This window comes from Streptomyces sp. NRRL S-646 (assembly GCF_000720765.1).
Classification (GTDB): Bacteria; Actinomycetota; Actinomycetes; order Streptomycetales; family Streptomycetaceae; genus Streptomyces.
Genome location: NZ_JODC01000011.1, coordinates 266246 through 291068, shown reverse-complemented (window position 1 = coordinate 291068; position 24823 = coordinate 266246). Strand labels below are relative to the sequence as shown.

Here is a 24823-nt window from a genome sequence, read left to right as displayed (position 1 = left end):
CGCGGCCGGATAATCAGCCATGGGCCGTCGGGTACCTTTTCAAGGAGAAATCAGTACTCGCGGTACCGCCTCGAAATTCCGTGAGGAAAAGAGAAAGCCGCCCTTCCGGAAAGGAAGGGCGGCTCGGCAACGACCGGTCGTCAGGTGTTCTGGTAGCGGCGCAGTTCGCGGCGGGCGAGCGAGGCGCGGTGCACCTCGTCGGGGCCGTCGGCCAGGCGCAGCGTGCGGGCGTGGGCCCACAGTTCGGCCAGCGGGAAGTCCTGGGAGACCCCGCCGCCGCCGTGCGTCTGGATGGCCTTGTCGATGACCCACTCGGCCATCGCCGGCACCGCGATCTTGATGGCCTGGATCTCGGTGTGGGCGCCCTTGTTGCCGATCGTGTCCATCAGATAGGCGGTCTTCAGCACCAGCAGGCGGGCCTGTTCGATGCGCACGCGCGCCTCGGCGATCCACTCGCGGACCACACCCTGCTCGGCGAGGGGTCGGCCGAAGGCGACCCGGCTGCCGGCACGCTCGCACATCAGGTCGAAGGCCCGCTCGGCCATGCCGATCAGCCGCATGCAGTGGTGGATGCGGCCGGGGCCGAGGCGGGCCTGCGCGATGGCGAAGCCCTCGCCCTCGCCCGCGATGATGTTCTCGGCCGGCACCCGGACGTCGTCGAAGACGACCTCGCCGTGCCCGCCGTGCGGACCGTCGGTGTAGCCGAAGACGTGCACACCGCGCTCGACCCGCACTCCCGGGGTGTCGCGCGGCACCAGGATCATCGACTGCTGCCGGTGGCGCGGCCCCTCCGGGTCGGTCTTGCCCATCACGATCAGCAGCTCGCACTCCGGCGCCAGCGCCCCCGACGACCACCACTTGCGGCCGTTCACGACATAGCTGTCGCCGTCCCGTTCGATCCGGGTGGTGATGTTCGCGGCGTCCGAGGAGGCGACGTCCGGCTCGGTCATGCAGAAGGCCGAGCGGATCGCCCCGTCGAGCAGCGGTTTGAGCCAGCGGTCCTGCTGCCCGGGGGTGCCGAACAGGGCGAGGACCTCCATGTTGCCGGTGTCGGGGGCCGCGCAGTTGACCGCCTCCGGCGCGATGAAGGGGCTGCGTCCGGTGATCTCGGCGAGCGGGGCGTACTGCAGGTTGGTCAGCCCCGCGCCGAACCGGTCGTCCGGCAGGAACAGGTTCCACAGGCCCCGGCGGCGGGCCTCGTTCTTGAGTTCCTGCAGCACCGGGGGGCGCCCCCATGGGTGGCCTGCGGCGTGCTGGGCGTGGAAGACGGGCTCGGCGGGCAGCACCTGCTCGTCCAGGAAGGCGAGCATCCTGGTGCGCAGGTCTTCGGTACGGGCGTCGTAGGAAAAGTCCATAGGGGCAACTCCGTTGCAGACAGGGAGGGTTCTGGGTGCAGGGGGTCAGCCGGCCGTGCGCAGGGCGTCGTGGCCGCGGGCCACGAGCAGCGGTACGGCGTCGGCGAGGTTCGCGGACTCCTCGCCGACGGTGAGGCCCTGCACGGTGCGGCAGTGGATGCCCTCGAGGATCGCGGCGAGCTTGTAGAAGGCGAACGCGGTGTACCAGCCGAGCCGTTCGAGGCCGGCCGTGCTGTGCGCGGCGTACCGCTCCACCAGCGCCTCGCGGCCGGGCCAGCCGGGCAGGGTGCCGGGGGAGGCGACCGGCGGGCGGTCGACGCCGGCGAAGCCGTCCCAGTACATGCAGAGCATGCCGAGGTCGGCCAGCGGGTCGCCGAGCGTGGACATCTCCCAGTCGAGCACCGCGGTGACCCGGCCCGGGTCCGCCCGGTCGAGCAGCACGTTGTCCAGCTTGTAGTCGCCGTGCACGACCGCCACCGCCCCGGACGGAGGACAGGTCGCCGCCAGGCGGTCGTTGAGCTGGTCGGCGCCGTCCACCTCCCGGGTGCGCGAGGCGTCCCACTGGCGGCGCCAGCGCCGCACCTGCCGGGCCATGAAGCCTTCGGGGCGTCCGAAGTCGGCCAGCCCCGCCGCCTGGGGGTCCACGGAGTGCAGCAGGGCAAGGGTGTCGACCAGCGCATGGGTGGTGCGCTGCGCCGAGTGCTCTCCCAGCGGCGCGAGTTCCGCGTCGCTGCGGTAGGTGATGCCCTCGGCGAACCCCATGACGTAGAACGGGGCGCCCAGCACGTCCGCGTCCCGGCACAGCGCATACGTCCGCGGCACGGGCACGCCGGCCGGACCGAGCGCGCTCAGCACCCGGTACTCGCGTGCCATGTCGTGGGCGGTGGCCAGAACATGCCCGAGCGGCGGCCGGCGCAGCACGAGGGTGCGGCCGCCCCAGGAGAGCCGGTACGTCAGGTTGGACCGCCCGCCCGCCAGGGGGGTCACCCCGGCCAGCGGACCGTGGCCCGGCAGCCTGCTCTCCAGCCAGTGTGCGAGGCGCGCGGTGTCGATGCCGTCGAGGGCACCGGGCGCCGTCGTGGTGGTCGGTGTCGTCACGGTGCTCTCCGTTTCCGGCGGTACGGGACTGCGGCGATGGGGGTCTGCGGCGATACGGCACGGTCCCGGCCGCCGACGAGGGCGGCCGGGACCGTGCTGGGGGAAGGGGAAGAAAGAGGCAGGTGTCAGCTGTCGGCGATGAGCTTGCCCGCGGCGCCCCAGCTGTCCGCCGGAACCTCCTGGATCCACACCTGAACCGTCTCCGCCGGGATCTTGTAGGCGTCGACGAAGGCGTCCGTGATACGGGCGACCAGGTCACGCTTGAGCTCGACGTCACGCGGACCCTGCTGAACGGTCACGATGGGCATTTCAACCTCCTGGGGGTTTTGCTTGGGGTTTCTCTTGGGGATTTATGGTCCGACCCGCCGTGCTTTTCGGCGACGGCCTCGGCATGACCGGAACGCTAGGCGCGGCCCGTGAGAGCTTTCAAGGAGAATGACTCCTAGGGCACCGCACTGTGTTCCGTAGGAGACATCGCGCCTCGGAATTCGGGGCGGGCCGAATAAATTCCCGGACATGACATCGACATCCCCTGAGCGCATCGCCCTGGTGACCGGAGCGGCCCGCGGTATCGGAGCGGCCACCGCCGAGCGCCTCGCCGCCGACGGACACGCGGTCGCCGTGCTCGACCTGGACGCGGCGGCCGCCGCCGAGACCGCACAACGCATCGCCCACAACGGCGGCCGGGCGCTTGCCGTCGCGGCGGACGTCGGCGACGAGGCACAGGTGACGGCCGCCGTCGCGCGGGTGGCCGAGGAACTCGGGCCGCCCACCGTCCTCGTCAACAACGCGGGCGTGCTGCGCGACAACCTGCTGTTCAAGATGAGCGTCTCCGACTGGGACACCGTCATGGACGTCCATCTGCGCGGCGCCTTCCTGATGGCGAAGGCCTGCCAGAAGCACATGGTCGACGCGGGCTTCGGCCGGATCGTCAACCTGTCCTCCTCCTCGGCGCTCGGCAACCGCGGCCAGGCCAACTACGCGGCCGCCAAGGCCGGTCTGCAGGGCTTCACCAAGACCCTGGCGCTGGAGCTCGGCAGGTTCGGCATCACCGCGAACGCCGTCGCCCCCGGCTTCGTCGCCACCGACATGACCGCCGCGACGGCCGCGCGGATGGGCATCACCTTCGAGCAGTTCAAGGAGAACTGCGCCGCCGGGATCCCGGTGCGGCGGGTGGGCGTGCCCGAGGACGTGGCCGAGGCGGTCTCGTTCTTCGTCGGCGAGCGGACGGGCTTCGTCTCCGGCCAGGTGCTGTACGTCGCAGGCGGGCCGCTGTGCTGAACTCATAAACATGAGCAAAGGGGAATGAGCAGGACGTTCACTGTCCTGCTCATTCCCTTTGTGCAAGGCGCCTTTCAGGAAGCGGTCACGAGAGGGTCCCGACGGGCCAGCAATTCGCGCCGGTTCGCCACGCCGAGTTTGGCGAGCACGTTGCTGACATGGTTCTTGACGGTCTGCCGGGCCAGATGGAGTTCGGCCGCGATCTCGTCGTTCGAGTACCGGCCCAGAAGCAGTCCCAGTATCTGCTGTTCGCGTGCGGTCATTCCGGGCACGCGCGGCTGCGTTCCCGATTCCGGGGCAAGGCCGGCGTGCTCGCGCAGATACCAGACGTGCCGTCCCGCCGCGAGGGCCTCCACGGCCCGCACAAGCCGCTCGGGCGACGCCGTGCGGTGCACGAAACCGTCGGCCCCGCCGGCCAGACATGCGGCGACCACCGCGGGGTCGTCGGCGCCGGTGAACATCAGGACGGTCGGCGGCCGGGCGAGCCCCTTGACCTGCCGGCACAGCTGCACCCCGTCGCCCCGGCCCGCCAGATCGACCTCGGTGACCAGTATGTCGGCCCGAAGCCGTCGTACCAGATCCAGGGCACCCTGCCGGGTCTTCGCCTCCTCGGCCTCGTCGACCGCTCCGGAGCGGCGCAGCAGTGAGGCCACCGCGGCGCGGGATATCGGGAACGGGTCGGCGATCACGGCGATATGACGGGCCGAGAGTGTTTTCTCCTCGCTCATGTTCTGTCTCCAGGTAGAGAGGGGCGGTGAATGCGCGACTCCTTCCGGCGGGTGGGGGAAACGGGCCGGGGGAAACCGAACCTAACGGCAGAGGAGAGGGATTGAACCGGCAATGCCACCAGAGTGCCCGGGCGCCTTGTCACCTAGGAATCCCCTCGCCGCCCTTTCGGAGCGCGTTCTGTCCGACCGGGGACGTGTCTGCCTAGCGTGGGCGGACAGCTGATTTCCGGTGCGCAGAAAAGGAGTTCTCCATGCGCGAACGCCTGGGTGAACTTGCCGCTCTTCAAGGCGAGTTGCTGACAGGTCCCGATCCGGCGGCCACCGAGCGCCAGCACGCCCGGGGCAAGCTCACCGTCCGCGAGCGCCTCGCGCTCCTCCTGGACAAGGGCTCGTTCACCGAGGTCGAGGGATTGCGGCGGCATCGCGCCACCGGCTTCGGCCTGGAGGCGAGGAAACCGCACGGCGACGGCGTCGTCACCGGCTGGGGCACCGTCGACGGACGGCAGGTGTTCGTCTACGGACACGACTTCAGGATCTTCGGCGGGGCGCTCGGCGAGGCCCACGCCCAGAAGATCCACAAGATCATGGACCTGGCCGAGGCCGCCGGGGCACCGCTGATCGCGCTCAGCGACGGGGCGGGCGCCCGTATCCAGGAAGGGGTGACCGCGCTCGCCGGGTACGGCGGCATCTTCACCCGCAATGTGCGCAGCTCCGGGGTGATCCCGCAGATCAGCGTGATCCTCGGACCGTGCGCCGGCGGCGCGGCGTACTCGCCTGCCCTCACCGACTTCGTGTTCATGGTGCGCGGCACCGCGCAGATGTACATCACCGGCCCCGACGTGGTGCACGCCGTCACCGGCGAGCGGGTCGGCCACGACGAACTCGGCGGCGCCGACGTCCACTCGGTGCGCTCCGGCGTCTCCGCCTTCCTGTACGACGACGAGGAGTCCTGCCTCCAGGACGTACGGCATCTGCTGTCGATGCTGCCCGCCAACAACCGCGAGCTGCCGCCCGACGCGGTGAGCGACGACCCCGCGGACCGAAGCGGGGACGCCCTGCTCGACCTGGTGCCGGCCGACCCGCAGCAGGTCTACGACATACGCCGGGTCATCGAGGAAGTCGTCGACGACGGCGACCTGTTCGAAGTGCACGAGCTGTGGGCGCCCAACCTGGTCGTGGCCCTGGCCCGGCTCGGCGGCCAGGTGGTCGGCATCGTCGCCAACCAGCCCATGGCGGGTGCCGGCGCCCTGGACATCGCGGCCTCCGAGAAGGGCGCCCGGTTCGTGCAGTTCTGCGACTCCTTCAACATCCCCCTGGTGACCCTGGTCGACGTGCCCGGCTTCCTGCCCGGCACCGACCAGGAGCACGACGGCATCATCAGGCGCGGCGCCAAACTGCTCTACGCCTACTGCAACGCCACCGTGCCACGGGTCCAGGTCATCCTGCGCAAGGCGTACGGCGGCGCCTACATCGTCATGGACTCCCGCTCCATCGGCTGCGACCTGTCGTTCGCCTGGCCCACCAACGAGATCGCCGTGATGGGCGCGGAGGGCGCGGCCAACGTCGTCTTCCGCCGTGAGATCGCCGCGGCCGACGACCCGGAACGCGCCCGGGCGCGGCGCGTGGCCGAGTACAGGGAGGAACTCATGCATCCGTACTACGCGGCCGAGCGCGGCCTCGTCGACGACGTCATCGACCCCCGGCGCACCCGGGAGGTGCTGATCAGGTCGCTGCGGATGCTGCGCGCCAAACATGCGCAGCTGCCCGAGCGCAAGCACGGGAACCAGCCGGTATGAGCGCCGGACACCCCGACCCCACCCCCGCCCCCACGGTGCGGCTGGTGCGCGGCAGCGCCGACGCCGACGAACTCGCCGCGGTCCTCGCGGTGCTGCAGGCCGTGGCCGCCCGCCGTGCCGCCGCCCGGAGCCACCCGCCCGCCGCCCCGGCCAGAGCGGCCTGGAGCAGACCGACCCGGCAGCCGCCAGCCGGCACCTGGCGCGCACCCGGTCCGCGCCCACGCGGATGAGCACGGCCCCGACCCGGGCGTGTCACTTTCGGCACACGGCGAACGCACTTGCGGAGCACATGCGTTGAGCAGCGCAGAAGACCGCCCCTAGCGTGCTGAGCACCACCCGACACAGGACACAGGAGTCAGTCATGCCCGCAGCCCCGCCCGCAGGAGGTCACCCGATGAAGGCCCTGCTGCCCACCGGACGACCCGAGGAGATGGTCGAGCTCGGCGAGGCCGAGGTGCCGCAGCCGGCACCGGACGAGGCCCTCGTCGAGGTACGGGCGTTCTCCATCAACCGCGGCGAGGTCTTCCAGCTCCACGGGCCGCTGGGGCTGCGTGGCCGGCCGGGCAAGGACATCGCCGGAGTCGTCGTTCAGGCGGCCGCGGACGGCTCCGGGCCCGCCGTCGGCACCCGCGTCGTCGGCCACCCGCCGGCGAACGGCTGGGCCCAGTACGCCGCCGTACCCACCCACTCCCTGGCCGTACTCCCCGAGGGCGTCTCCTTCGAGACCGCGGCCGCGCTGCCGCTGGCCGGGCTCACCGCCCTGCGACTGCTGCGCGTGGCGGGCTCCGTCGCCGGTCGGCGGATCCTGCTCACCGGGGCGTCCGGCGGGGTCGGCCACTACGTCACCGAACTCGCTGTCGGTGAGGGCGCCGAGGTCACCGCGGTCACCGCGACCCCCGAACGGGGCAAGCTGCTTGCCGAGTTCGGCGCCACCGTCGTGCACGACCTCGACGACGCCGTCGGCCCCTTCGACGTCGTTCTCGAGTCCGTCGGTGACACCTCCACGCCGCGTGCTCTCGCCCTGCTGCGTGAGCGCGGACAGTTGGTCTGGTTCGGGCAGGCCTCCCGGCAGCCCGCCGAGCTCAGCTTCTTCGCGTTCTTCAAGGGCCCGCGCTCGGCCACCGTGCGCCACTTCCACTACGAGCACTTCGACGAGCCGTTCGGCACCGACCTGGCCGCGCTGGTCCGGCTCGTCGACAGCGGCCGGCTGCACCCCCAGATCGGCCGTCTGGAGGACTGGCGGCACACCGCGACAGCCCTCGGCGACCTGCGTGACCGGCGGATCACGGCGAACGCCGTGCTCACCGTGGCGCCGTAACGACGCACCCTGCCTGGCGGAGTGTCAGCGAGCGGCAGCCAGCGCCGCTCGCAGATGCCCGTCCGAGTCCTCCAGGAGACGCGCCGCCGTGGGGCCGTCCACACCGGCCAGGATGGTGAGGATCGCGTTCTTCACCTCGCCGTCGGTGGCCGCGAGGGCGCGCTCGATCTCGTCGTCCGGGGCGCCCGTGGCGAGGGCGACGATCCGCCGCGAGCGGGCGCGCAGCTTCTCGTTCGAGGCGCGTACGTCGACCATCAGGTTCCCGTACGTCTTGCCGAGCCGGATCATCGTGATCGTGGAGAGCATGTTGAGGACGAGCTTCTGCGCCGTGCCCGCCTTGAGGCGGGTGGAGCCGGTCAGCAGCTCCGGACCGACGACGACCTCGATGCCGTGCTCGGCGGCCGCTGCGAGCGCGCTGTCCGCGTTGCAGGCGAGGCCGATGGTCAACGCGCCCAGCGCGCGGGCGTGCTGCACGGCGGCGATCGCGTACGGGGTGCGGCCGGAGGCGGAGATGCCGACCACGGTGTCGGCGGCGAGGAGGCGCAGGGCGTCGAGGTCGCTGCGGGCGAGCTCCGCGGAGTCCTCGGCGCCCTCGACGGAGGTGACCATGGCGTCGGGGCCGCCCGCGATCAGGCCCACGACCTGCTCGGGGTCGGTGTTGAAGGTCGGCGGGCACTCGGAGGCGTCCAGCACGCCGAGCCGGCCTGCGGTCCCGGCACCGGCGTAGATCAGCCGACCGCCCCGCGCCATCCGCTCGGCGACGGCGTCGATGGCGGCGGCGATGGACGGAAGCTGCCGGGCCACGGCCGCCGGGACGGTGGCGTCCTCGCCGTTCATGAGCCGGGCGATGTCGAGAGTGGGCAGCCGGTCGATGTCGGCGAGCTCGGGCCGGAAGGCCTCGGTGGTCAGCGATTCCAACTCGGCGCGGAGATCACGGGGGTTGGAGGTTGAGGTCATGAGGGGCGGCTCTTTCAAGTGTGCGGTTCGGGCAGGGTTCTCAGGGGCGCGGGGCTGCATCCGTCAGCGGCTCCGCCGCGGGGCGCGACCAGCCACAACGGACCCGCAGATGACCCACAACCATTGGGCCTGAGGTCTACCGCCGGTGCCGATGCGCCAATGCCTCGTACGAAGCGGCCAGCGCGGGCGCCGCCGTCTCGTACGTCTTCTGCGCCACCCCCACGAACAGGCAGTCCACGACGAGGAGTTGGCTGGTCCGGGAGGACATCGCCGCCGGACGCAACTCGCTCTCCCGCGCGGTGGACGTGGTCAGCACATGGTCGGCGTACTGGGCGACCGCCCCGTCCGGCCGCCCCGTGATCGCCACCGTCGTGGCCCCACGCTCGAAGGCGACCCGCAACGGCTCGATGACGTCCCCGGTGGACCCGGAGTGCGTGATCGCGATGGCGACGTCCCCCGACCGCAACTGCACGGCGTTCGTCACGGCCAGATGCGGATCACTGTGCGCCTGGGCTATCAGCCCTATCCGCAGCAGCTTCTGCGTGAGGTCCTGGGCGACGAGGCCGGATGCCCCGACCCCGTACACGTCGATGCGTCGCGCGACCGCCGCCGCGGCGGGGGGGGGGGCCCCCCCCCCCGACTGCTGCTGCGCCGCCAGCCCGGCGAGGGCGAGCCGCAGGTCCCGGTATCCCGGATACCCGAGCAGCCGGGCCGTCCGTACGACCGTCGCCTCGCTGGTGCCGGTGAGCTCGGCGAGACCGGTGACCGTGAGGGCCGCGCAGCCCGCCGGATCACCCGCGACGGCCTCGGCGACGCGCTGCATGGAGCGGGTCATCGAGGGCGCGAGCGTGCGCACCTTCGCGGCGAGGGCGGCGGGAGCGGGAGGCGCACTCGCCCGGCCCGCCGAGCCGGCGAAAATTTCCTTCACGTCCTGGGTCACACATGAAAGATATTTTCGGCTCGGTGTCCCGGTCAAGAGTGCGCACAATGGGGGCATGCACCCCATCAGTCCCCTGGAGCAGGCGCTGCACGCGGCACGCGCCCTCGTACTCGCCGATCTGGCCGCGGGCGAGGTCGCCGCGGCGGACGTGGTGTCCATGGTCGAGGAGTCCGTCGTCCAGCGGCGATGGTGGGTGGAGCAGTGGCCGGAGGGCGTCGAGTACGTCGCCGGGCTGGTCGCGCAGGACGTCCAGGACGCCCTGCTGGAGGCATACGGCCGCTGGCCCCTGTGCCCGGTCTGCGGCGGCGGTGACCCGCACGCCCTCGACGTCGAGCCTGAACTCGGCCCCGACCCGCACTGGGTCTGCCACAAGGCGGGCGTGAAGGTCGCGGCGGTCGGGACGCTGGCGTCGGCCACGGGCGGGTCGTCGTCCTCGTGACCGTGTACATCGACCCACCGACCTGGCCCGGACACGGGCGCATGTGGTCGCACCTGATCAGTGATGTGTCGTACGACGAACTACACGCGTTCGCCGAGAAATTGGGCGTGCCCTCACGTGCCTTCGAGAGGGATCACTACGACATTCCGTCGCACCGGTATGCGGATGTGGTGGCGGCGGGGGCCGTGGAGGTCAGCAGCCGTGAGGTGGTCCGCCTACTGACCGGCTCCGGGCTCCGCAGACCCAAGGGGCGGGCCTGGCCGGGGCGTTGAGGGGGCGGCGACCTCAGCGCCCCAGTTCGTAGGCGAGTCCCTCCTCGTCCTCGCCCGCCTTCCTGAAGCCGGCGCGGGTGACCACTGCCTGGGACGGGAGGTTGTCCCGTTCGACCGTGGCGAAGAGGGTGTGTACGTCGTCCCTTGCCAGGGCCCAGTCCGACAGTGCGCGCAGGGCCTCGGTCGCGTAGCCGTTGCCGCGGGCCGCCTCGGTGAGGTCGTAGCCGATCTCGGTGCGGCCCTCCTCGTCGGGGACGCCGTGGAAGCCGATGCCGCCGATCGCGCGGCCGTCCTCGCGGCGTACGAGGGCGAAGACGCCGAACTCCGGGCGGTGCACGCCCTCTTCGTACGCCTTCAGCATGAAGCCCGACGCCTCCCGGGTGCCCTCGAACGGGCCGCCGTCGAGCCACTCGAAGCCGCCGTCGCCGCCCGCCGCCAGGTCGCGCGCGGCCGCGGGCGTGATGCCCTGCAGGGTGAGGCGGTCGGTGGGAAGGGCCAGGTTGTTGTTCCAGCGCCACTCGGTGAGGCGGGCACGGCCGGGGAGTTCACCGCGGCCGGTGGCCCACAGGAAGGTGCGCCAGTGGTCGGGGCCCGGCTGGACGTGCGGGAAGATGCGGGTGAGGACGGACTCGGCCAGTGCGGCCGGGGGTTCGTACTCCAGACCCAGGCCGCCCGCGATGTCGTACGTGTGGGCGAGGACCTCGGCGATGCCCATCGCGGCGAAGCCCTCGCGGTTCGCGCTGCGGAACGGATACGGGTGGAAGCCGCGGGCCTCGCGCGGCGCGGTGCGGACGGCCGCGGCGAGCAGGGCACCGGTCGTCTCGATCACATGCAGCAGGCCGGTGTTGTCGGTGCCGTCGTCGAGGGTGATCTCGAAGGGGACGTAGTCGTCCTTCGCGCCTCCGGCCAGGTTGGCGGCGTACGCGATGAGGTCCTCGGCGATGTGGAACGCCGTCTCGTGGCAGTTCCACTCCAGCCCGGCCGCCCGCACCTCCGTCCAGTTCCGGTCCACCGCCGGCCGCAGCGCCGCCACGCAGCCCGCCACGGCCTCTGTCACCTGGTCCCCGCCCCATGCATGCATGGGGCGCAGACTATGCGGCCGGTCCCGGCGGAAGCGACAGCATTTCCAGCTCGGAGGTGAGGTTGTAGCGGGCCGTCGCCTCCCACTGCGCCTGTCCGTACGGCGTCCTGAACAGCCTTGGCAGGTCGAGGAGTTGGCGCAGGATCGCGGCCCGGCCGGTGCGGAAGGCGTCGCTCGGGACGAAGTGGTACTCCTCGCGTACGGCGGCCGTGTACGCGGCGTACGCGGACGGGGGCGAGGCCAGGATCGCGAGGTCCGCGTCGCACAGGACCTGGCCGTCGCGGTCGTCGTCGGCCGGGTCGTGGCCGACCGTGAGGCGGACCAGGCGCGCCACCTCGGCGGTCTTCGCCCCCGAGACACCCGCCTCGGGGAGGGCGCGCTCGGCGAGGCGGGCCGAGCGTTCCTCGTTCTCGGAGCGGTCGGGGAAGTAGACCGCGTCGTGGAACCAGGCGGCCAGGCGCACGACGTCCGGGTCGGCCGCGTACTTCTCCAGGACGTCGACGTGGTCGAGGACCGCCGTGAGGTGCGCAAGCGTGTGGTAGTGGCGCTGCGGTTCCTGCCAGCGGGCGAGGAGGTTGTCCGCGTACGGGGCCGGGTCGGGGCCGGCGGCGGGGGACCGGGCCCCTTCCAGGGCGCGGGTCCAGCGGGTGCGCAGGGCTTCGACATCGAGACGGGCGTGATCGGCCATGCCCTCATTCTCCCGCCTCTCCGGCCTCCCCGGACGCCTCCTGGCCGTCGAGCGTGACGCCCTGATCCCGGTCCTCCGCGCCCGCCCGGACGCGGACTTCACACTGCCGACCACCGCGTGTCCGGGGTGGACGGTCCGGGACGTGCTCGCGCACTGTTCCTCCGCGCTGCTCCGGGTGGTGGAGAGCCGTTTCGAGGAGGGCGTCTTCTCGCCCGCCTCCAACGACCGGGACATCGCCGAGCGCGCCGACTGGACGAACCAGCAGGTCGTGGACGAGCTGGAGCGCGGGATGACCGAGGCGGGACCGGTGATCGGCAAGGCGGGCGGTGTGCTGGACCGGGTCGCGCTGGGGGTGGGGGTCCCCCCACGCCCTTAAGGCAGTGGGGGAGGGTGCACGCGGGCGACGTACGGGACGTGTGGGGTGAGCCGGAGGCGTACGGGGGCCCCGGACTCCCGGACGCCCTCGCCCTCCTCGCCCGGATCACCCGCGACAGGGGCCGGTTGCCGCTGCACGCCGATCTCGACGATGGGGGCACCTCCCACGCCTTTAAGGCAGTGGGGGAGGACGAGCCGCTGCTGCTGGGAGAGACGAGCGGGGAGCGGAACCCGGCGCGCTTCATCGGCGACGCAGCAACCCTCGTACGGCTCTACGCGGGCCGTTCGGTGCCGGAGGGCACGGCGTACGAGCTGGTGGGGGCGGAGCCGGCGGAGCTGAACATGTTCGGCTGACGGAACGCGGATCCCCTCCGGCCCGGGGGCGATCTCGCGGCCGTGCACCCCGCCGTCGTACCCTGAGATTGGACTAGACCTGTAGTCGCTCCAGGGGAACACCGACGGAAGGGGCCCTATGAGCATGCGTGCAGTCCTGGAGGTGATCGCCCTCGGTGTCGAGGACGCGGTCGCCGCCCAGGCCGGAGGCGCGGACCGGCTGGAGCTGGTCGCCGACATGGCGGCCGACGGGCTGACCCCGCCGGTCGAGACCTTCGCCGGGATCCGGGCCGCCGTCGACATCGACCTGCGCGTGATGCTGCGGCTGGCGGACGGCTTCGCCGCGGGGGACGCCGAGGGTGTCGCGCGGCTGGTCCGGGTCGCCCGGGAGATGCGGGCTGCCGGGGCCGACGAGTTCGTGCTCGGGTTCCTCGACGCGGACGGGCAGGTCGACCTGGAGGCCGTGGAGCGGCTCGTGGAGGAACTGGACGGCTGCCGCTGGACCTTCCACCGCGCGATCGACCGGGCCGCGGACCGGGACGCACTGCGCAAGCAGCTGGACGGGCTGCCGGGTCACGACACCTACCTCACGGCCGGTTCGGCCGCCGGGGTGGACGACGGGCTCCCCACACTGCTCGCCGAGGCGGCGCGGTGCGGGGAGCCCGGCTATGAGCCGCAGATCATGGTGGGCGGGGGTCTGCGGCTGGAGCATGTGCCGCAGCTCAAGGCCGCCGGCATCGACGCGTTCCACATCGGCGGGGCTGCCAGACCGGGGGGCTGGGAACACCCGGTGTCGGCGGAGTCGGTACGGGAGTGGCGGCAGGTCCTGGACGGGAGTTGAGCGAGACTCCCCGGGCCCACTAGCGCTTCAGGGGGTGCAGGCACAGAGACGTATCGCCGTCCTTGCTGTACTCCAGGTAGGCCCCGTAGTCCCCGGGTGCGCACGAGACCTTCGCCGGGGCGTAGACGCGAAGCTCCGCGGCGGGAGAGTCGCAGGGCTCGGGCCTGAGATCCTGTGCGGGCCAGTCCACGGCGTTACGGGCGCAGGAGCCGACCGTCAGGGTCGGGTAGTCGACGCCGCTGTCGCTGCTGTCCCCGTCGCTGCTGTGACTCGGCCCGACCACCAGGCCGATGATCAGAAGCAGCGGAATCGCGACCATCACGAGGCCGACCAGGCACAGCGGGATCAGCGCGAGGATGCCCGCCGGCCGCCGGAACACCGGTTTGCCCGGATCCAGCGGCGGCCGGAAGCCCGGCGTGACCGGCTCCGGGATGCGCCGGATGCCGGACAGGGCGCTGAGGTTGCCCAGCAGCGTGAAGGGCGTGATGAGCACCGACAGCGGTCCCCACCAGCCCATCACCATGGTGTCCGCCTGCATGTCCCGGAAGCTCGCCAGCGCGCAGGTACGGCAGAACATCCCCTCCCGCCGCAGGAACCGCATCATCACCACCATGCCCTGGTGGCCACGGATCGTCACCGGAGCGGCAGGCATCGCCCCGCACAGCCGGCAGGCCGCCCCCGGCCCGCCCACCGGTCCCCAGGCGCCATCGCCGTACTGCTGCGGCCAGGCGGGAGCGGGCGAGTGCGCCCCGGGGGCCTGCGGGTACGGCCCTGGACCCGGCGTCTGCGGGTACGGACCCGGGCCCGGTGTCTGCTGGTACGGACCCGGGCCCGGCGTCTGCTGATACGGCCCGGAAGGGTGCTGATACGGCCCCGGAACCGGCTGGTAGGCGGGATGCGAGGGCGGCGGCGTGCTCAACGGGGGCCTTTCCGGGGGGACATGACACAGCGGAGCAGCACCCTACCCGGCGAGCTGCGGCGGCAGCGGCGCCGCATGCGTCACGATCAGCCCGGACACCGCCCGGGTCAGTGCCACGTACAGGCGGCGCAGGCCCGTCCGCTCGTCGGGCTCGCCGTCCACCACCGCCTGCGGCTCGTCCAGGACCACGTAGTCGTACTCCAGGCCCTTGGCCAGCGAGGCCGGGACCAGGGTGAGACGGGTCTCGGCGGTCGTCTCCTCACCGGGGGCCAGGCAGGTGATCCCGGCCGCCGTCAGAGCCTCTGCCAGGGCCGGGACGCGGACGTCGGCCGCGATCAGGCCAGTCGACCCCTCGTTGCGTAGCAACTCCTCGCAGGCGGCGACGACTTCGGCCGTCCCGGAGACCGGGCGGAGGGCGAAGAAACCGGGGTTCTCACGGACCGACGCGACCGGGGTCAGGCCGGGTGCGATGTGCGGCAGCAGACGGGAGGCGTAGGTGATGACGTCCGTCGGGACGCGGAAACCGGCCGTCAGCTCCTCGATCACGCCGTCCGACTTGCCGAGGTGGGCGAGCGCCTCGTCCCAACTCCTCGTCGCCCACGGCGTGGTGCCCTGCGCCAGGTCGCCGAGGACGGTCGCCGAACCGGTGGTGCAGCGGCGGCCGACCGCGCGGTACTGCATGGGGGAGAGGTCCTGCGCCTCGTCCAGGACCACATGCCCGAGGGAGTGCGTGCGCTGGACCAGGTCCGTCGTCTCGTCGATCAACACCGCGTCCGCGGCAGACCACTTGGCGGCCTTCACCGATCGCGCCGGCTTGGCCCAGAGGATCGTCTTCTGCTCGTCCCCGTCGAGGACTCCGTCCGCGTGTACGGCGAGGAAGTCCGCGTCCGTGAGCAGACGCAGGACGAGCTTGGCCGGGTCGACGGGCGGCCAGATCGCCTTGACGGCCGCCTTCACCGCAGCGTTGCGGGCCACCGCGTCCTGCACCCGGTCGTCCGGCGCCTCCCCCGACCGCTCCATCTGCACCAGCACGGCGTGCGCGATGCGCTGCGGGAGGGCCTCGCGGGCGGCGCCGTAGCGGATGCCGCGGTCGAGCAGCTCCCGGACGATGTCCTCTAGTTCGTACGCGGGCACCCGCCAGCGGCGTGAGCCGCGCACCACGACGACGGGTTCGGTCGGCATGGTGACGTGGGAGTGGACGGCCCGCCGCAGCACCTCCGCCATCCTCGCGTCGCCCTTGATGATCGCGGCCGGCGCGTCGTCGGTGCCCCGGACCTCGATGCCCCCCGCCACGAGGTCGTCGACGGTGGCCTGCTGCACCGTCAACTCGCCCAGCGCGGGCAGGACTTGCTCGATGTAGTGCAGGAACGATCTGTTCGGCCCGATGACGAGCGTGCCGGTGCGGGCGAGCCGCTCACGGTGGGCGTAGAGCAGATACGCGACGCGGTGGAGGCCGACGGCGGTCTTCCCCGTCCCCGGTCCTCCCTGCACGCACACCGTCCCGCCCAGCCCGGACCGTACGATCTCGTCCTGCTCGGGCTGGATGGTCGCCACGATGTCCCGCATCGGGCCCACACGTGGGCGCTCGATCTCCTGCTGGAGCAGTTTGCTGGTGCGGGCGGCCTCGGCCGGGTCGGAGAGGTGCTCGTCCTCGTATGCGGTGATGTCGCCGCGGGTGTACCCGAAGCGGCGGCGCAGCGCGATGTCCAGCGGGTCCTTCTTCGACGCCCGGTAGAACGGCTGGGAGACCGGTGCCCGCCAGTCGATGACCATGGGGTCGCCGTCGTGGTCGTGCACGTGCCGGCGCCCGATGTAGAACCTCTCGCCGTCCGCGCCCTCGGCCTGGTCGGCGCCGGGCGAGTGCAGGTAGTCGAGGCGGCCGAAGAACAGCGGGGTGTCGCTGAGGTCGGCCAGTGCCTTGATGCGCTCGTCGATCTGGCGGGCCAGGACCGCGGCGTTGACCCAGTTCGCGGTGACGTCGCTGATGTCGAGCGACTCGACGTCCTTGCGCATGGCGCGCAGGGCGGCACGGGATTCGGCGAGGTGGGTGCGCTCGCGGGAGAGGGGGTCGTCGAGAGGGGCGGGGTCGTCGACGGGCGTGGACAAGGGGGTGCCTCCGAAGGTGCTGCGGGCTGGGCTGCGAGATGCCGACCGGTTTCCGTCCGGGCGGCGGCGCTCCGTGGAGGGAGGCGGGCAAGAGCGGAGATTCTAGGTGAACGGGGAAGACGGACGCCAACGATTTTTCCTCCCCTGTCCCCTGTCCCCTGTCCCCTGTCCTCCGCCCGTCCTCCCCTGCTCTCCCTCTCAGGACCCCCTAGGGGATCTCCCCGTAATACCAGAGGGGGAGGGCCACGACCGGAGTCGTACGCGGTGAGGGAGGAGGTTCGGTCCGCAGGCCGATGCCCTCTTTATGCCTGCCGATCCACCATGGATACATGAGCGCAGCAACCTTCACCCCAGCCCCCGGCCGGCCGGGCCCGCCCGGCGCCACCCCCGTCCTCGGCAGCCACCGCCACCGCCTCGGCGACGCCCTGCGCGCCATGAAGGTGTTCGCGGGCGCGGTCTTCGACGTGGTCGTCCTCGGTGAGTACGGCGAGGAAGCGGGCGTACGCCGTAGGTAGCCGTCGCCGATCAGGTCCCCGGCCTGAGTACGCGATCAAACGCCGGATGAGTACCCGCACCGGTGTCCCGGCCCCTGCCGGACCGCTTCACTGCCCGTATGACGACACAGCACACCGCGGCACAGCCCACGAGCCCCTCCGGCAGCGCAGAGCCGGACCGCCGGGCCTGGGTGGCACCCCTCGTCGCGACCGTGCTCCTGATGTTCCTCGGCCCCGCCGCGCTGCTCTTCGGCGGGCTCTCCGCGATGGCGACCGACGCCTGCGGCCCCGACCACTGCTCTGCGGCGCTCAACTCCCGGCTGTCCGTGATCCACGGCACGCTCTCCTACGGCACCCTGCCCACGCTCGCTGCCCTCGTCACCGCGTGGCTGCTCCCCTGGCGGCTGCGCTGGCTGCCCTGGCGCGCAGGCGCCGCGGTCGCCTCGCTGCTGCCGTCGCTGTTCGTCCTGCTGATGGTGTTCACGCTGCCCGCGCCCTGACCGGCCCGGCTCAGCCCTCCGCCAGGATCTCGTCCGCGTCCACGATCCGGTATGCGTAGCCCTGTTCCGCCAGGAAGCGCTGGCGGTGGGCGGCGAAGTCCTGGTCGAGGGTGTCGCGGGCGACGACCGAGTAGAAGTGCGCCTGGTGGCCGTCGGCCTTGGGGCGCAGTACCCGTCCGAGCCGCTGGGCCTCCTCCTGCCGTGATCCGAAGGTGCCCGACACCTGGATGGCGACGGTCGCCTCGGGCAGGTCGATGGAGAAGTTCGCGACCTTGGAGACGACGAGGACGCTGATCTCGCCCTCCCGGAAGGCGTCGAAGAGCTTCTCGCGCTGGGCGTTGGAGGTCTCGCCCTTGATGACGGGCGCGTTCAAGTGCTCGCCCAGCTCGTCGAGTTGGTCGATGTACTGCCCGATGACAAGGATCTGCTGGCCCGCGAAACGGCGGACGAGCGCCTCGGTGACCTTCCGCTTCGTCTCCGTCGTCGCGCAGTAGCGGTACTTCTCCTCCTGCTCGGCGGTGGCGTAGGCGAGCCGCTCGGAGTCGGTCAGGTTGACCCGGACCTCCACACAGTCGGCGGGCGCGATGTACCCCTGCGCCTCGATCTCCTTCCACGGCGCGTCGAACCGCTTGGGGCCGATCAGCGAGAACACGTCCGACTCGCGTCCGTCCTCGCGTACGAGGGTCGCGGTCAGACCCAGCCGCCGCCGGGCCTGCAGATCCGCAGTGAACTTGAAGACCGGCGCGGGCAGCAGATGCACCTCGTCGTAGACGATCAGCCCCCAGTCGCGGGAGTCGAAGAGTTCGAGGTGCGGGTAGATGCCCTTCCGCCTGGTGGTCAGCACCTGGTACGTGGCGATGGTGACCGGCCGGATCTCCTTGCGCGTACCGCTGTACTCACCGATCTCGTCCTCGGTGAGACTCGTGCGCTTCACGAGCTCGTGCTTCCACTGCCGCGCCGAGACGGTGTTGGTGACGAGGATCAGGGTCGTCGACTTCGCCTGCGCCATGGACCCGGCGCCGACGAGCGTCTTGCCCGCCCCACAGGGCAGGACGACGACCCCGGAGCCGCCGTGCCAGAAGTTCTCCACGGCCTGCTTCTGGTACGGCCGCAGCGCCCAGCCGTCCTCGTTCAGCTCGATCGGGTGCGCCTCGCCGTCGACGTATCCCGCGAGGTCCTCGGCGGGCCAGCCCAGCTTCAGCAGCGTCTGCTTGATCTGCCCGCGCTCGGACGGATGCACGGCGACGGTGTCCGGGTCGATCCGCGCCCCGACCAGCGGAGCGACCCGCTTCGACCGCAGGATCTCCTCCAGCACCGGCCGGTCGGTGGTGGTGAGCACCAGCCCGTGCGTGGGGTGCTTGGAGAGCGTCAGCCTGCCGTACCGGTCCATCGTGTCGGCGATGTCGACCAGCAGGGCATGCGGCACGGGATAGCGGCTGTACGTCACCAGCGCGTCCACGACCTGCTCGGCGTCGTGCCCGGCCGCCCGCGCGTTCCACAGCCCCAGCGGCGTCACCCGGTACGTGTGAATGTGCTCGGGTGCCCGCTCCAGCTCCGCGAACACCGCGATGGCCCGACGGCACTCGCCGGCCTGCTCGTGGTCGACCTCGAGGAGCAGGGTCTTGTCGGACTGGACGATGAGTGGACCATTCACGCGGGGCACCCTTTCCGTGGGCCGGACGTCTTGGCCAAACGTCTCGGCCAAACGTCCAGTGTGCCGCATCCACGGATGATCACGGGCGGTCGTGAATCAGCAATGCCCGGCCGCGGCCGGTCACGGACGGTCGAGTCCGGCCGTGGTCAGTCTTCCGCGAGCTCGGCGACCCCGGTGACCCGGTGCAGCGGATACGTCCGCACCTCGTCCGCCGTGTGGTCGTACGCCGTCACGAAGCCGCCCTCGACGCGGATCGGGGCGATGACGCGCTGGCTGGCGGCGCCCTCGGCGTTGACGTAGCCGATCCACAGGGCCTCGCCGGTGAGGACGGCGGCCTGCATGGTGGCGAGGGTCTCGGCGGAGGTGGTGCGGGGGAGGTCGCCGCTCGGAGTGGCCGACGCGGTCTGCTTGCGGGGGGTCGTGGAGGCCAGGTCGCCGGCCCGGATCGCGCGGATCGCCGCTGCCAGGAGTGTGGTGTCGGGGGTCGGCGGACCGTCCGGGACCGGCTCGGGGGCGGTGCGGGGCGGGGTGCGGTAGGCGTCGGCGCGGCTGATCAGGACGTCTCCCTCCGCCGACTCGGCGGCCGGTGCGAAGCCCATCGCGCGCAGACCGTCGAGGAGGGTCGCGGGGTCGGCCTGGGTGGCGAGGACGGTGGGGGCGAGGCGGCGCAGGCGCAGGGCCGCGGCGCGCTTGTCGGCCATGATCTCGTTGAGCAGCGTGTCGTCGTCGCAGCGCACGTACGCCGAGGCCGCGCCCACCCGCAGATGCCCGTGTTTGCGGGCCACGTCGTCGATCAGATACGTCAGCGGCTGCGGGACGGGGGTGCGGGAGTGCGCGGTCAGGAACGCATGCAGGTCGGTGGCTGTACGGCCCGCGTCCAGGGCGCGCCGCACCGAACCCGGTGTGAAGCGGTAGACCGTGGCCCCGCCCTTCGACTCCACGTCCGCCAGCACGTTCAGCGTGTCGGCCAGCGGGCGCTTCAACGGGCCGGGGGCCACCGCCGTCAGGTCCGCCTGGAGCAGGACGTGGTCCAGCGGTTCGGGGAGGAGAGGGGCGAGGAGACGGACGGCCGCGGCGGAGGCGGTGGCCTGTTCGGTGGGGGAGAGGGGTTCCAGGGCGACCGGCACGTGATGGACGGGGAGCTTGTCGCCGGGGCCCTCCTGGGCGGGTTCGGCGTCCTTCGGCGCAGGTGAAGGGGCGGGCGCGGGCGCCCCGAGCAGCGCCCTGCCGTGCGCCGACAGCGCGCCCCGCCCCGTCACGCCCAGCATCTCCGCCTCCGACAGCGCCCAGGTGGCGAGCCGTCCACGCAGGTCGTCGCTCTGCTGGGGGCCGCGCAAGGGCCGTTCCCAGCGCAGCCGGGCGAGGACGGACTCGGCGGACGGGGAGGCACCCTCCGGCAGTCCGGCCAGCAGGCTCAGCACCCGGTGCCGTACCTCCGGGGCCGCGGAGCGGTCGAGGCCCGGTCCGAGCGCCGACAAGGTGCGTTCCTTCACGTCCCGCCCCCCGACGACGCCCGCGGTCCGCGTCGCCGTCAGCCACGCCTGCGCCAGCTGCGCCCAGCGCTCGGCGGCCGGCAGCTCCAGCCACTCGTCGTAGGCCGGGGTCGCCGCATACCGCTCGTCGGCCTCCCCGTCGGACGCCAGCAGCCCCGCCGCGTACGCAAGCTCGACCCAGAAGGCGGCGACGGGCTCGGACACGTCGAGCGCGACCGCGGTGCGCTTGAGGTCGCGCACGCTGAGACCGCCCGACCGCAGCACGGTGGGCCCGCCCTCGTCCCAGTCCTTCAGCAGCTCCTCCACGGTCGCCAGCGCCGTGTAGGCCTGCCCGGCCGCCGTCGTGTCCACAACCTGTGGACGGTGGGTGGCCGCCGCCTCCGGGGCGGGTGGCAACGGCTCGGCGGCACGATGCGCACGGCCGCCGCGCAGATGCAGGGCCACTTCACGGGGGAGTACGACGGTCCCGGGCGCCGTCGGCAGCAGCAGCCCGCGGTCCAGGAGCCAGCGCAGCCGGGGCGCCGGATCGGCCGTGACCTGCCCGTACGGCGGCCCCCACACCAGGCGGTCCAGCACCTCCCGGGACTCCGGGGGCGCCTCGGCCAGCAGCGCCGTCATCCGTGCGCGATCGCCGTACAGGGCGGTCAGCGAGGCCACGGCGGAGACGGAGTCGTGCGTCGAGGGCAGCCCGACCGCGGTGACGAGCTCCTGGATCCGGCCCGGCGACATACCCGCCGTCGCCTCCTGCACCGTGGGTCCGAGCCCCGTCGGCGACGGATGCTGCGGCGACGGCGCGAGCAGCTCACGGGCCGTCCGCACCAGCCGCAGCCGGTCGTCGCCACCCCACACCAGGGCCTGCTCACGCAGGGTGCCCAGGGCCCGGGGGAGCGCCGCGGCGACCGCCGGATCGCCGCCGTCACCGCTCATCAGCCCCAGCAGCTCGTCGTACCCGGCCGGATCCGCGGCCACCGCCAGCGCCTCGGCCGTCTGCAGCGCGAAACGGTCCAGCCGCTCCAGCGCCCGCACGACCGATGCGCGCGTGCCGGCCCGGGTCGCCAGCTGGGTGAGGTCGGTGGGGACGGGCGTGATGAGATCGGGACGGGCGCGCAGCAGTGCCGCCAGGGAGGCGTCGTCCCTGTTGCGCAGTGCCTCTGCGAGTGAACGCGGAGCGGCCGGGGTGCTCATCCGACCCACGGTAGCGGGTCGCCTGGCGTCCCTGGGGGCTCCGCCCCCAGACCCCCGTCGGCCCGAAAGGCCTCGTCCTCAAACGCCGGACGGGCTGAGTTTGGCTAACGGGACGTTTCGCAGTTGACCTCCGGATGAACTTCAGCCGGATGATTGCGGCAACCCTGGCTCCACCCGGCACCCTCTGGTCACCCTGGGCTCCCTGTCAACTGCGCGGCGGTTACAGGCCATTGGGTGGCGGCACAGGGGGAACTGGGGGCCCGGGGTGAACCTCGACTTCGACAAGTGGGTTGCTCTCGTCAGCGTCGGCTTCCCGTTCGCCGCGTTCCTGTGGGAGTTCGCCGTCGTCGGCCGAAAGCGGCTCGGCTACCGCGTGCAGATGGACACGCTCGCCGCGGACGCGACCCAGTCGCCGTACGCCGGAGTGCTGCGGGACATGCAGCAGGACGGCCACAACCTGAAGGATCCTTCCTTCGTCCTGCTGCGGATCGAGAACGCCGGCACCGCCCCCATCGAGGAGGGCGACTACCTCACCCCCGACAGCGACCCGTGCGGCATACGCGTCACGTTCCGGGAGCGCCAGGTCGTGGCCCTGGTCGTCACGGAACTGAGCCAGGACGAACTGCACGACTCCTTCATCCGGGACAACCAGGCCGTCCCCGGCTTCGGTCACGACAACCACCTGCCCCAGCGGCAGGGCGTCATCCGGCTGCCGAAGGTGAAGCTCCCGGTGCGGGCCGAGTACAAGGTGCTGGTTGTGCTGGAGCGCTGGCCCGACGACCAGAGCAGGGAGCCCTTCCCCAAGCCCGTCTTCCGCGGTGCCGTCGGTGGCCGCCGCCGCTGGTTCGACCCGGTGCTCCGGTTCTTCCGGTTCAAGGTGGCCAGGACCGAGAGCCATGTCTTCGCGTCCCGGCCGGCCTGGTTCGGCATCATCCTGCTGGCCCTGGCCGTCATGGTCCAGGCGGGCCTGACCCTGTTCGTACGCGACGAGTCCGCCCCGCTGGACTGTGTCGGCGGCACCCTCCACCTCGGCGGCTCCACCGCCTTCGCACCCGCGGTGAAGGCCGCCGCCGACCAGTACGCCAAGCTGTGCGCGGCCACGGGCGTGCAGATCCCCGTCGACGCCGGCACCTTCCAGGGCAGCGGGAACGGCGTCGCCGCCCTGGAGAAGACCGGCGCGGACGCCGGGATCTCGGGCCAAGAAGGGCTCCGCGACCACATCGCCTTCACCGACGGCCCGGCGGAGGGCAACCACCCCCAGATCCTGCCGCGCCCGGTCGCGTACACGCTGTTCACGCTCGTCGTCAACGCGGACGCCAAGGTCCGCAACCTCTCCCTGCAGCAGGTCCGGAACATCTACGCCAAGAAGATCACCAACTGGTCCGAGGTGGGCGGCGCCGACCTCCCCGTCCACCTCGTCGACCGCTACCGCAACTCCGGCACCCGCAACGCCCTCGAGCAGCGCCTCCTCAAGGGCCGGTCCGTCCCGGAGGCCGACGTGAACGACTGCACCGCCCTGGACCGGAACAAGCCCGGCGTCTGCGAGGCCGACGGCACCGACAACCTGCTGGACCGCGCGGCCACCATCCCGGGCGCCCTCGGCTACAGCGAGGTCAGCAGCGTGCCCTCCGGCCGGCTCGTCAAGCTCCGCATCGACGACATGCCGCCCACCCTCGACGGCGTCGAGAAGGGCACCTACCCGTACTGGCAGACCGAGTACGCCTACACCTACGGCGAACCGCCCGCCGACTCCATCGCCGCCGCCTTCCTGCGCTACCTCACCGACCAGGGCGGCAAGGACGTCCTGCGCGCGTACGGCAACCGCCCCTGCTCGGAGACGCGATACCCGCTGGTGTGCCGTCCGACGTGACCCGCGGCCTGCGCTACCGTCGTCACGGGAAGCACCACGGGAAATCCAACGCACCCACCCCAAAGGGGACTTCGTGGGTATCGAGAGCGACAAGGTCGTCTACGAGTATCTGAGCCGCGTCGGCGACGTGGCGCAGCAGCGGCAACTGCCGTCGGCCGCACGTATGCGCCTGGTGTCGGAGCTGCGGGGCGAGATCGACCGCCGCCGGGCGAAGGCCACCGTCGACAGCCCCGCCGCCGTCCGCCGCATCCTCTCCCGGCTCGGCACCCCCGACGAGGTCGTCGCCGCGGCGGGAAGCAACGCCTCGGCACCCCAGTCGACCCCCACCCATGTGCCGGTGCAGCGGGACGACGAACCGGACGACAGCAGGCGGCTGCCGAAGAGCCTGCGCCGGGTCGTACCGCGCCCACGCCCCGCCCAGCCGGCCCAGCCCGCGAAGCCCTTCGACGCCCCCTCCCCACCGCACATGGCGAGCGCCGAGGAACTCGGCAACAGCGCGACCCAGCCCGACTGGTGGCGGGTCGACAGCACCCCCTTCGGCGAAAGCGTCCCCGGATTCACCGGCGGCGTGGAGATCCCGGACCTGCTCAGGCCGCCGCGCCCGAAGGAACCCGAGAAGGAACCGCCACCGGCCGTCGAGCAGGCCCCGGAAGCCGAGGAGGAGGCCGCACCCGAGGCCCCCGCCCCGCGTCGCCGCCTCGCGCTCCCCGCCGGCGGCTGGAGCAACCCGCTCCTCCTGATCGCCGCCGGACTGCTGGTCGTCGGCGCGATCCTCGGCAACTGGTTCGCCCTGCTGCTCGGCTGGCTCATCGCCTACGCCTCCCGCCGGCTCACCCGCAACGAGTCGAAGTGGGCGGTCATCGGCATGCCCGGCCTCGCCGTCACCGCCGGCCTCGTCTGGCTCTGGGGCAGAAACGACGGCCGCTGGGGCACCCCCATAGCCCAGGGCCACATGAACGAGGCGCTCGCGGAGACGTGGCCGTGGGTGGTGAGGGGCGCGGCGCTGGCCTCGGCACTATTCATCGCTTGGCGCTCACAGAAGCGCCCCTGAAGGGGCGCGGGGCTGTGTCGATATGCGGCTCCGCCGCGTGGGCGCGAGA

General features: G+C 72.0%; 23 protein-coding genes and 1 pseudogene. 12 read left to right on the top strand and 12 right to left on the bottom strand.

The window, feature by feature from the left end; translation table 11 throughout:
* Positions 1 to 140 precede the first annotated feature (140 nt).
* The 3 genes from IH68_RS0129995 to dmpI form a co-directional block, all read right to left on the bottom strand.
* Positions 141 to 1355 (bottom strand): acyl-CoA dehydrogenase family protein, encoded by a 1215-nt coding sequence (locus tag IH68_RS0129995; RefSeq protein ID WP_030941190.1) that lies wholly within the window; start codon positions 1353 to 1355, stop codon positions 141 to 143.
* Between the two features lie 45 nt (positions 1356 to 1400).
* Positions 1401 to 2453, bottom strand: coding sequence for a phosphotransferase family protein (locus IH68_RS0129990; protein WP_051833795.1), 1053 nt, complete (start codon positions 2451 to 2453; stop codon positions 1401 to 1403).
* Between the two features lie 125 nt (positions 2454 to 2578).
* Positions 2579 to 2761 (bottom strand): 4-oxalocrotonate tautomerase DmpI, encoded by a 183-nt coding sequence (gene dmpI, locus IH68_RS0129985; protein WP_030941186.1) that lies wholly within the window; start codon positions 2759 to 2761, stop codon positions 2579 to 2581.
* Positions 2762 to 2969: 208 nt separating this feature from the next.
* Between dmpI and fabG the strand changes: the two genes are divergently transcribed.
* Entirely contained in the window at positions 2970 to 3734 is a 765-nt protein-coding gene (fabG, locus tag IH68_RS0129980) for a 3-oxoacyl-ACP reductase FabG (RefSeq protein WP_030941183.1), read from the top strand.
* Positions 3735 to 3808: 74 nt separating this feature from the next.
* Here the strand turns inward: fabG and IH68_RS0129975 are convergent, their stop codons facing one another.
* Positions 3809 to 4462: a response regulator transcription factor gene (locus IH68_RS0129975; RefSeq protein WP_078912658.1), complete on the bottom strand. Its 654-nt coding sequence runs from the start codon at positions 4460 to 4462 to the stop codon at positions 3809 to 3811.
* Positions 4463 to 4713: 251 nt separating this feature from the next.
* Here IH68_RS0129975 and IH68_RS0129970 point away from each other — a divergent pair, with 251 nt between their 5' ends.
* The 3 genes from IH68_RS0129970 (at position 4714) to IH68_RS0129960 (ending at position 7576) form a co-directional block, all read left to right on the top strand.
* The gene (locus IH68_RS0129970; RefSeq protein WP_030941177.1) at positions 4714 to 6258 is read left to right on the top strand and encodes an acyl-CoA carboxylase subunit beta; all 1545 of its coding nucleotides are present in this window, start codon (positions 4714 to 4716) and stop codon (positions 6256 to 6258) included.
* The gene (locus tag IH68_RS0129965; RefSeq protein WP_037885445.1) at positions 6255 to 6488 is read left to right on the top strand and encodes an acyl-CoA carboxylase epsilon subunit; all 234 of its coding nucleotides are present in this window, start codon (positions 6255 to 6257) and stop codon (positions 6486 to 6488) included. The genes IH68_RS0129970 and IH68_RS0129965 overlap by 4 nt, the downstream gene beginning before the upstream one ends.
* A gap of 164 nt (positions 6489 to 6652) precedes the next feature.
* A complete protein-coding gene (locus IH68_RS0129960) occupies positions 6653 to 7576 on the top strand; it encodes a zinc-binding dehydrogenase (RefSeq protein ID WP_030941173.1) in 924 nt (307 codons plus the stop codon).
* Between the two features lie 24 nt (positions 7577 to 7600).
* Here the strand turns inward: IH68_RS0129960 and murQ are convergent, their stop codons facing one another.
* Positions 7601 to 8533, bottom strand: coding sequence for an N-acetylmuramic acid 6-phosphate etherase (gene murQ, locus IH68_RS0129955; protein WP_030941171.1), 933 nt, complete (start codon positions 8531 to 8533; stop codon positions 7601 to 7603).
* 136 nt (positions 8534 to 8669) lie between these two features.
* Entirely contained in the window at positions 8670 to 9473 is an 804-nt protein-coding gene (locus tag IH68_RS0129950) for a MurR/RpiR family transcriptional regulator (RefSeq protein ID WP_030941169.1), read from the bottom strand.
* Between the two features lie 55 nt (positions 9474 to 9528).
* Here IH68_RS0129950 and IH68_RS0129945 point away from each other — a divergent pair, with 55 nt between their 5' ends.
* Positions 9529 to 9912, top strand: coding sequence for a hypothetical protein (locus IH68_RS0129945; RefSeq protein ID WP_030941166.1), 384 nt, complete (start codon positions 9529 to 9531; stop codon positions 9910 to 9912).
* Positions 9909 to 10184, top strand: coding sequence for a DUF4031 domain-containing protein (locus tag IH68_RS0129940; RefSeq protein WP_030941164.1), 276 nt, complete (start codon positions 9909 to 9911; stop codon positions 10182 to 10184). The genes IH68_RS0129945 and IH68_RS0129940 overlap by 4 nt, the downstream gene beginning before the upstream one ends.
* 13 nt (positions 10185 to 10197) lie before the next feature.
* Here the strand turns inward: IH68_RS0129940 and IH68_RS0129935 are convergent, their stop codons facing one another.
* Together IH68_RS0129935 and IH68_RS0129930 are read right to left on the bottom strand one after the other, a co-directional pair.
* Positions 10198 to 11265, bottom strand: coding sequence for a GNAT family N-acetyltransferase (locus IH68_RS0129935; protein ID WP_030941162.1), 1068 nt, complete (start codon positions 11263 to 11265; stop codon positions 10198 to 10200).
* 10 nt (positions 11266 to 11275) lie between these two features.
* On the bottom strand, positions 11276 to 11953 hold the full coding sequence (locus IH68_RS0129930) for a hypothetical protein (protein ID WP_030941160.1): 678 nt from the start codon (positions 11951 to 11953) through the stop codon (positions 11276 to 11278).
* On the opposite strand from IH68_RS0129930, the pseudogene IH68_RS50290 reads away from it, so the two are divergent.
* Positions 11952 to 12682 (top strand): annotated as a pseudogene (locus tag IH68_RS50290) (maleylpyruvate isomerase family mycothiol-dependent enzyme). The gene IH68_RS0129930 and the pseudogene IH68_RS50290 overlap by 2 nt on opposite strands.
* Before the next feature lie 118 nt (positions 12683 to 12800).
* Positions 12801 to 13502 carry a copper homeostasis protein CutC gene (locus IH68_RS0129920; protein ID WP_030941158.1) on the top strand — a complete coding sequence of 234 codons (702 nt, stop codon included), beginning with the start codon at positions 12801 to 12803 and terminating at the stop codon, positions 13500 to 13502.
* A 19-nt stretch (positions 13503 to 13521) separates the two neighbouring features.
* Here the strand turns inward: IH68_RS0129920 and IH68_RS50285 are convergent, their stop codons facing one another.
* Together IH68_RS50285 and IH68_RS0129910 are read right to left on the bottom strand one after the other, a co-directional pair.
* The gene (locus tag IH68_RS50285; protein ID WP_037885443.1) at positions 13522 to 14154 is read right to left on the bottom strand and encodes an LppU/SCO3897 family protein; all 633 of its coding nucleotides are present in this window, start codon (positions 14152 to 14154) and stop codon (positions 13522 to 13524) included.
* A 309-nt stretch (positions 14155 to 14463) separates the two neighbouring features.
* Positions 14464 to 16527 (bottom strand): HelD family protein, encoded by a 2064-nt coding sequence (locus IH68_RS0129910; RefSeq protein WP_030941154.1) that lies wholly within the window; start codon positions 16525 to 16527, stop codon positions 14464 to 14466.
* Between the two features lie 329 nt (positions 16528 to 16856).
* On the opposite strand from IH68_RS0129910, the gene IH68_RS0129905 reads away from it, so the two are divergent.
* Complete coding sequence (locus tag IH68_RS0129905) at positions 16857 to 17042, top strand: hypothetical protein (protein ID WP_030941152.1); 186 nt, start codon at positions 16857 to 16859, stop codon at positions 17040 to 17042.
* A 98-nt stretch (positions 17043 to 17140) separates the two neighbouring features.
* Positions 17141 to 17521, top strand: coding sequence for a hypothetical protein (locus tag IH68_RS0129900; protein WP_051833832.1), 381 nt, complete (start codon positions 17141 to 17143; stop codon positions 17519 to 17521).
* A 10-nt stretch (positions 17522 to 17531) separates the two neighbouring features.
* Here the strand turns inward: IH68_RS0129900 and IH68_RS0129895 are convergent, their stop codons facing one another.
* Complete coding sequence (locus IH68_RS0129895) at positions 17532 to 19175, bottom strand: DNA repair helicase XPB (protein WP_030941146.1); 1644 nt, start codon at positions 19173 to 19175, stop codon at positions 17532 to 17534.
* A gap of 146 nt (positions 19176 to 19321) precedes the next feature.
* A complete protein-coding gene (locus IH68_RS0129890) occupies positions 19322 to 21853 on the bottom strand; it encodes a helicase C-terminal domain-containing protein (protein WP_030941145.1) in 2532 nt (843 codons plus the stop codon).
* Between the two features lie 265 nt (positions 21854 to 22118).
* Here IH68_RS0129890 and IH68_RS0129885 point away from each other — a divergent pair, with 265 nt between their 5' ends.
* Positions 22119 to 23723: a PstS family phosphate ABC transporter substrate-binding protein gene (locus IH68_RS0129885; protein WP_030941144.1), complete on the top strand. Its 1605-nt coding sequence runs from the start codon at positions 22119 to 22121 to the stop codon at positions 23721 to 23723.
* 73 nt (positions 23724 to 23796) lie between these two features.
* Positions 23797 to 24774: a hypothetical protein gene (locus tag IH68_RS0129880; RefSeq protein WP_030941143.1), complete on the top strand. Its 978-nt coding sequence runs from the start codon at positions 23797 to 23799 to the stop codon at positions 24772 to 24774.
* Positions 24775 to 24823: the final 49 nt, after the last annotated feature.

Excerpts from the sequence above, each read along its gene's own strand:
- IH68_RS0129995 (WP_030941190.1), bottom strand. The coding sequence starts at position 1,355 with ATGGACTTTTCCTACGACGCCCGTACCGAAGACCTGCGCACCAGGATG.
- dmpI (WP_030941186.1), bottom strand. The coding sequence starts at position 2,761 with ATGCCCATCGTGACCGTTCAGCAGGGTCCGCGTGACGTCGAGCTCAAG.
- fabG (WP_030941183.1), top strand. The coding sequence starts at position 2,970 with ATGACATCGACATCCCCTGAGCGCATCGCCCTGGTGACCGGAGCGGCC.
- IH68_RS0129975 (WP_078912658.1), bottom strand. The coding sequence starts at position 4,462 with ATGAGCGAGGAGAAAACACTCTCGGCCCGTCATATCGCCGTGATCGCC.
- IH68_RS0129970 (WP_030941177.1), top strand. The coding sequence starts at position 4,714 with ATGCGCGAACGCCTGGGTGAACTTGCCGCTCTTCAAGGCGAGTTGCTG.
- IH68_RS0129965 (WP_037885445.1), top strand. The coding sequence starts at position 6,255 with ATGAGCGCCGGACACCCCGACCCCACCCCCGCCCCCACGGTGCGGCTG.
- IH68_RS0129960 (WP_030941173.1), top strand. The coding sequence starts at position 6,653 with ATGAAGGCCCTGCTGCCCACCGGACGACCCGAGGAGATGGTCGAGCTC.
- murQ (WP_030941171.1), bottom strand. The coding sequence starts at position 8,533 with ATGACCTCAACCTCCAACCCCCGTGATCTCCGCGCCGAGTTGGAATCG.
- IH68_RS0129945 (WP_030941166.1), top strand. The coding sequence starts at position 9,529 with ATGCACCCCATCAGTCCCCTGGAGCAGGCGCTGCACGCGGCACGCGCC.
- IH68_RS0129935 (WP_030941162.1), bottom strand. The coding sequence starts at position 11,265 with ATGCATGCATGGGGCGGGGACCAGGTGACAGAGGCCGTGGCGGGCTGC.
- IH68_RS0129930 (WP_030941160.1), bottom strand. The coding sequence starts at position 11,953 with ATGGCCGATCACGCCCGTCTCGATGTCGAAGCCCTGCGCACCCGCTGG.
- IH68_RS0129920 (WP_030941158.1), top strand. The coding sequence starts at position 12,801 with ATGAGCATGCGTGCAGTCCTGGAGGTGATCGCCCTCGGTGTCGAGGAC.
- IH68_RS50285 (WP_037885443.1), bottom strand. The coding sequence starts at position 14,154 with ATGCCTGCCGCTCCGGTGACGATCCGTGGCCACCAGGGCATGGTGGTG.
- IH68_RS0129905 (WP_030941152.1), top strand. The coding sequence starts at position 16,857 with ATGAGCGCAGCAACCTTCACCCCAGCCCCCGGCCGGCCGGGCCCGCCC.
- IH68_RS0129900 (WP_051833832.1), top strand. The coding sequence starts at position 17,141 with ATGACGACACAGCACACCGCGGCACAGCCCACGAGCCCCTCCGGCAGC.
- IH68_RS0129890 (WP_030941145.1), bottom strand. The coding sequence starts at position 21,853 with ATGAGCACCCCGGCCGCTCCGCGTTCACTCGCAGAGGCACTGCGCAAC.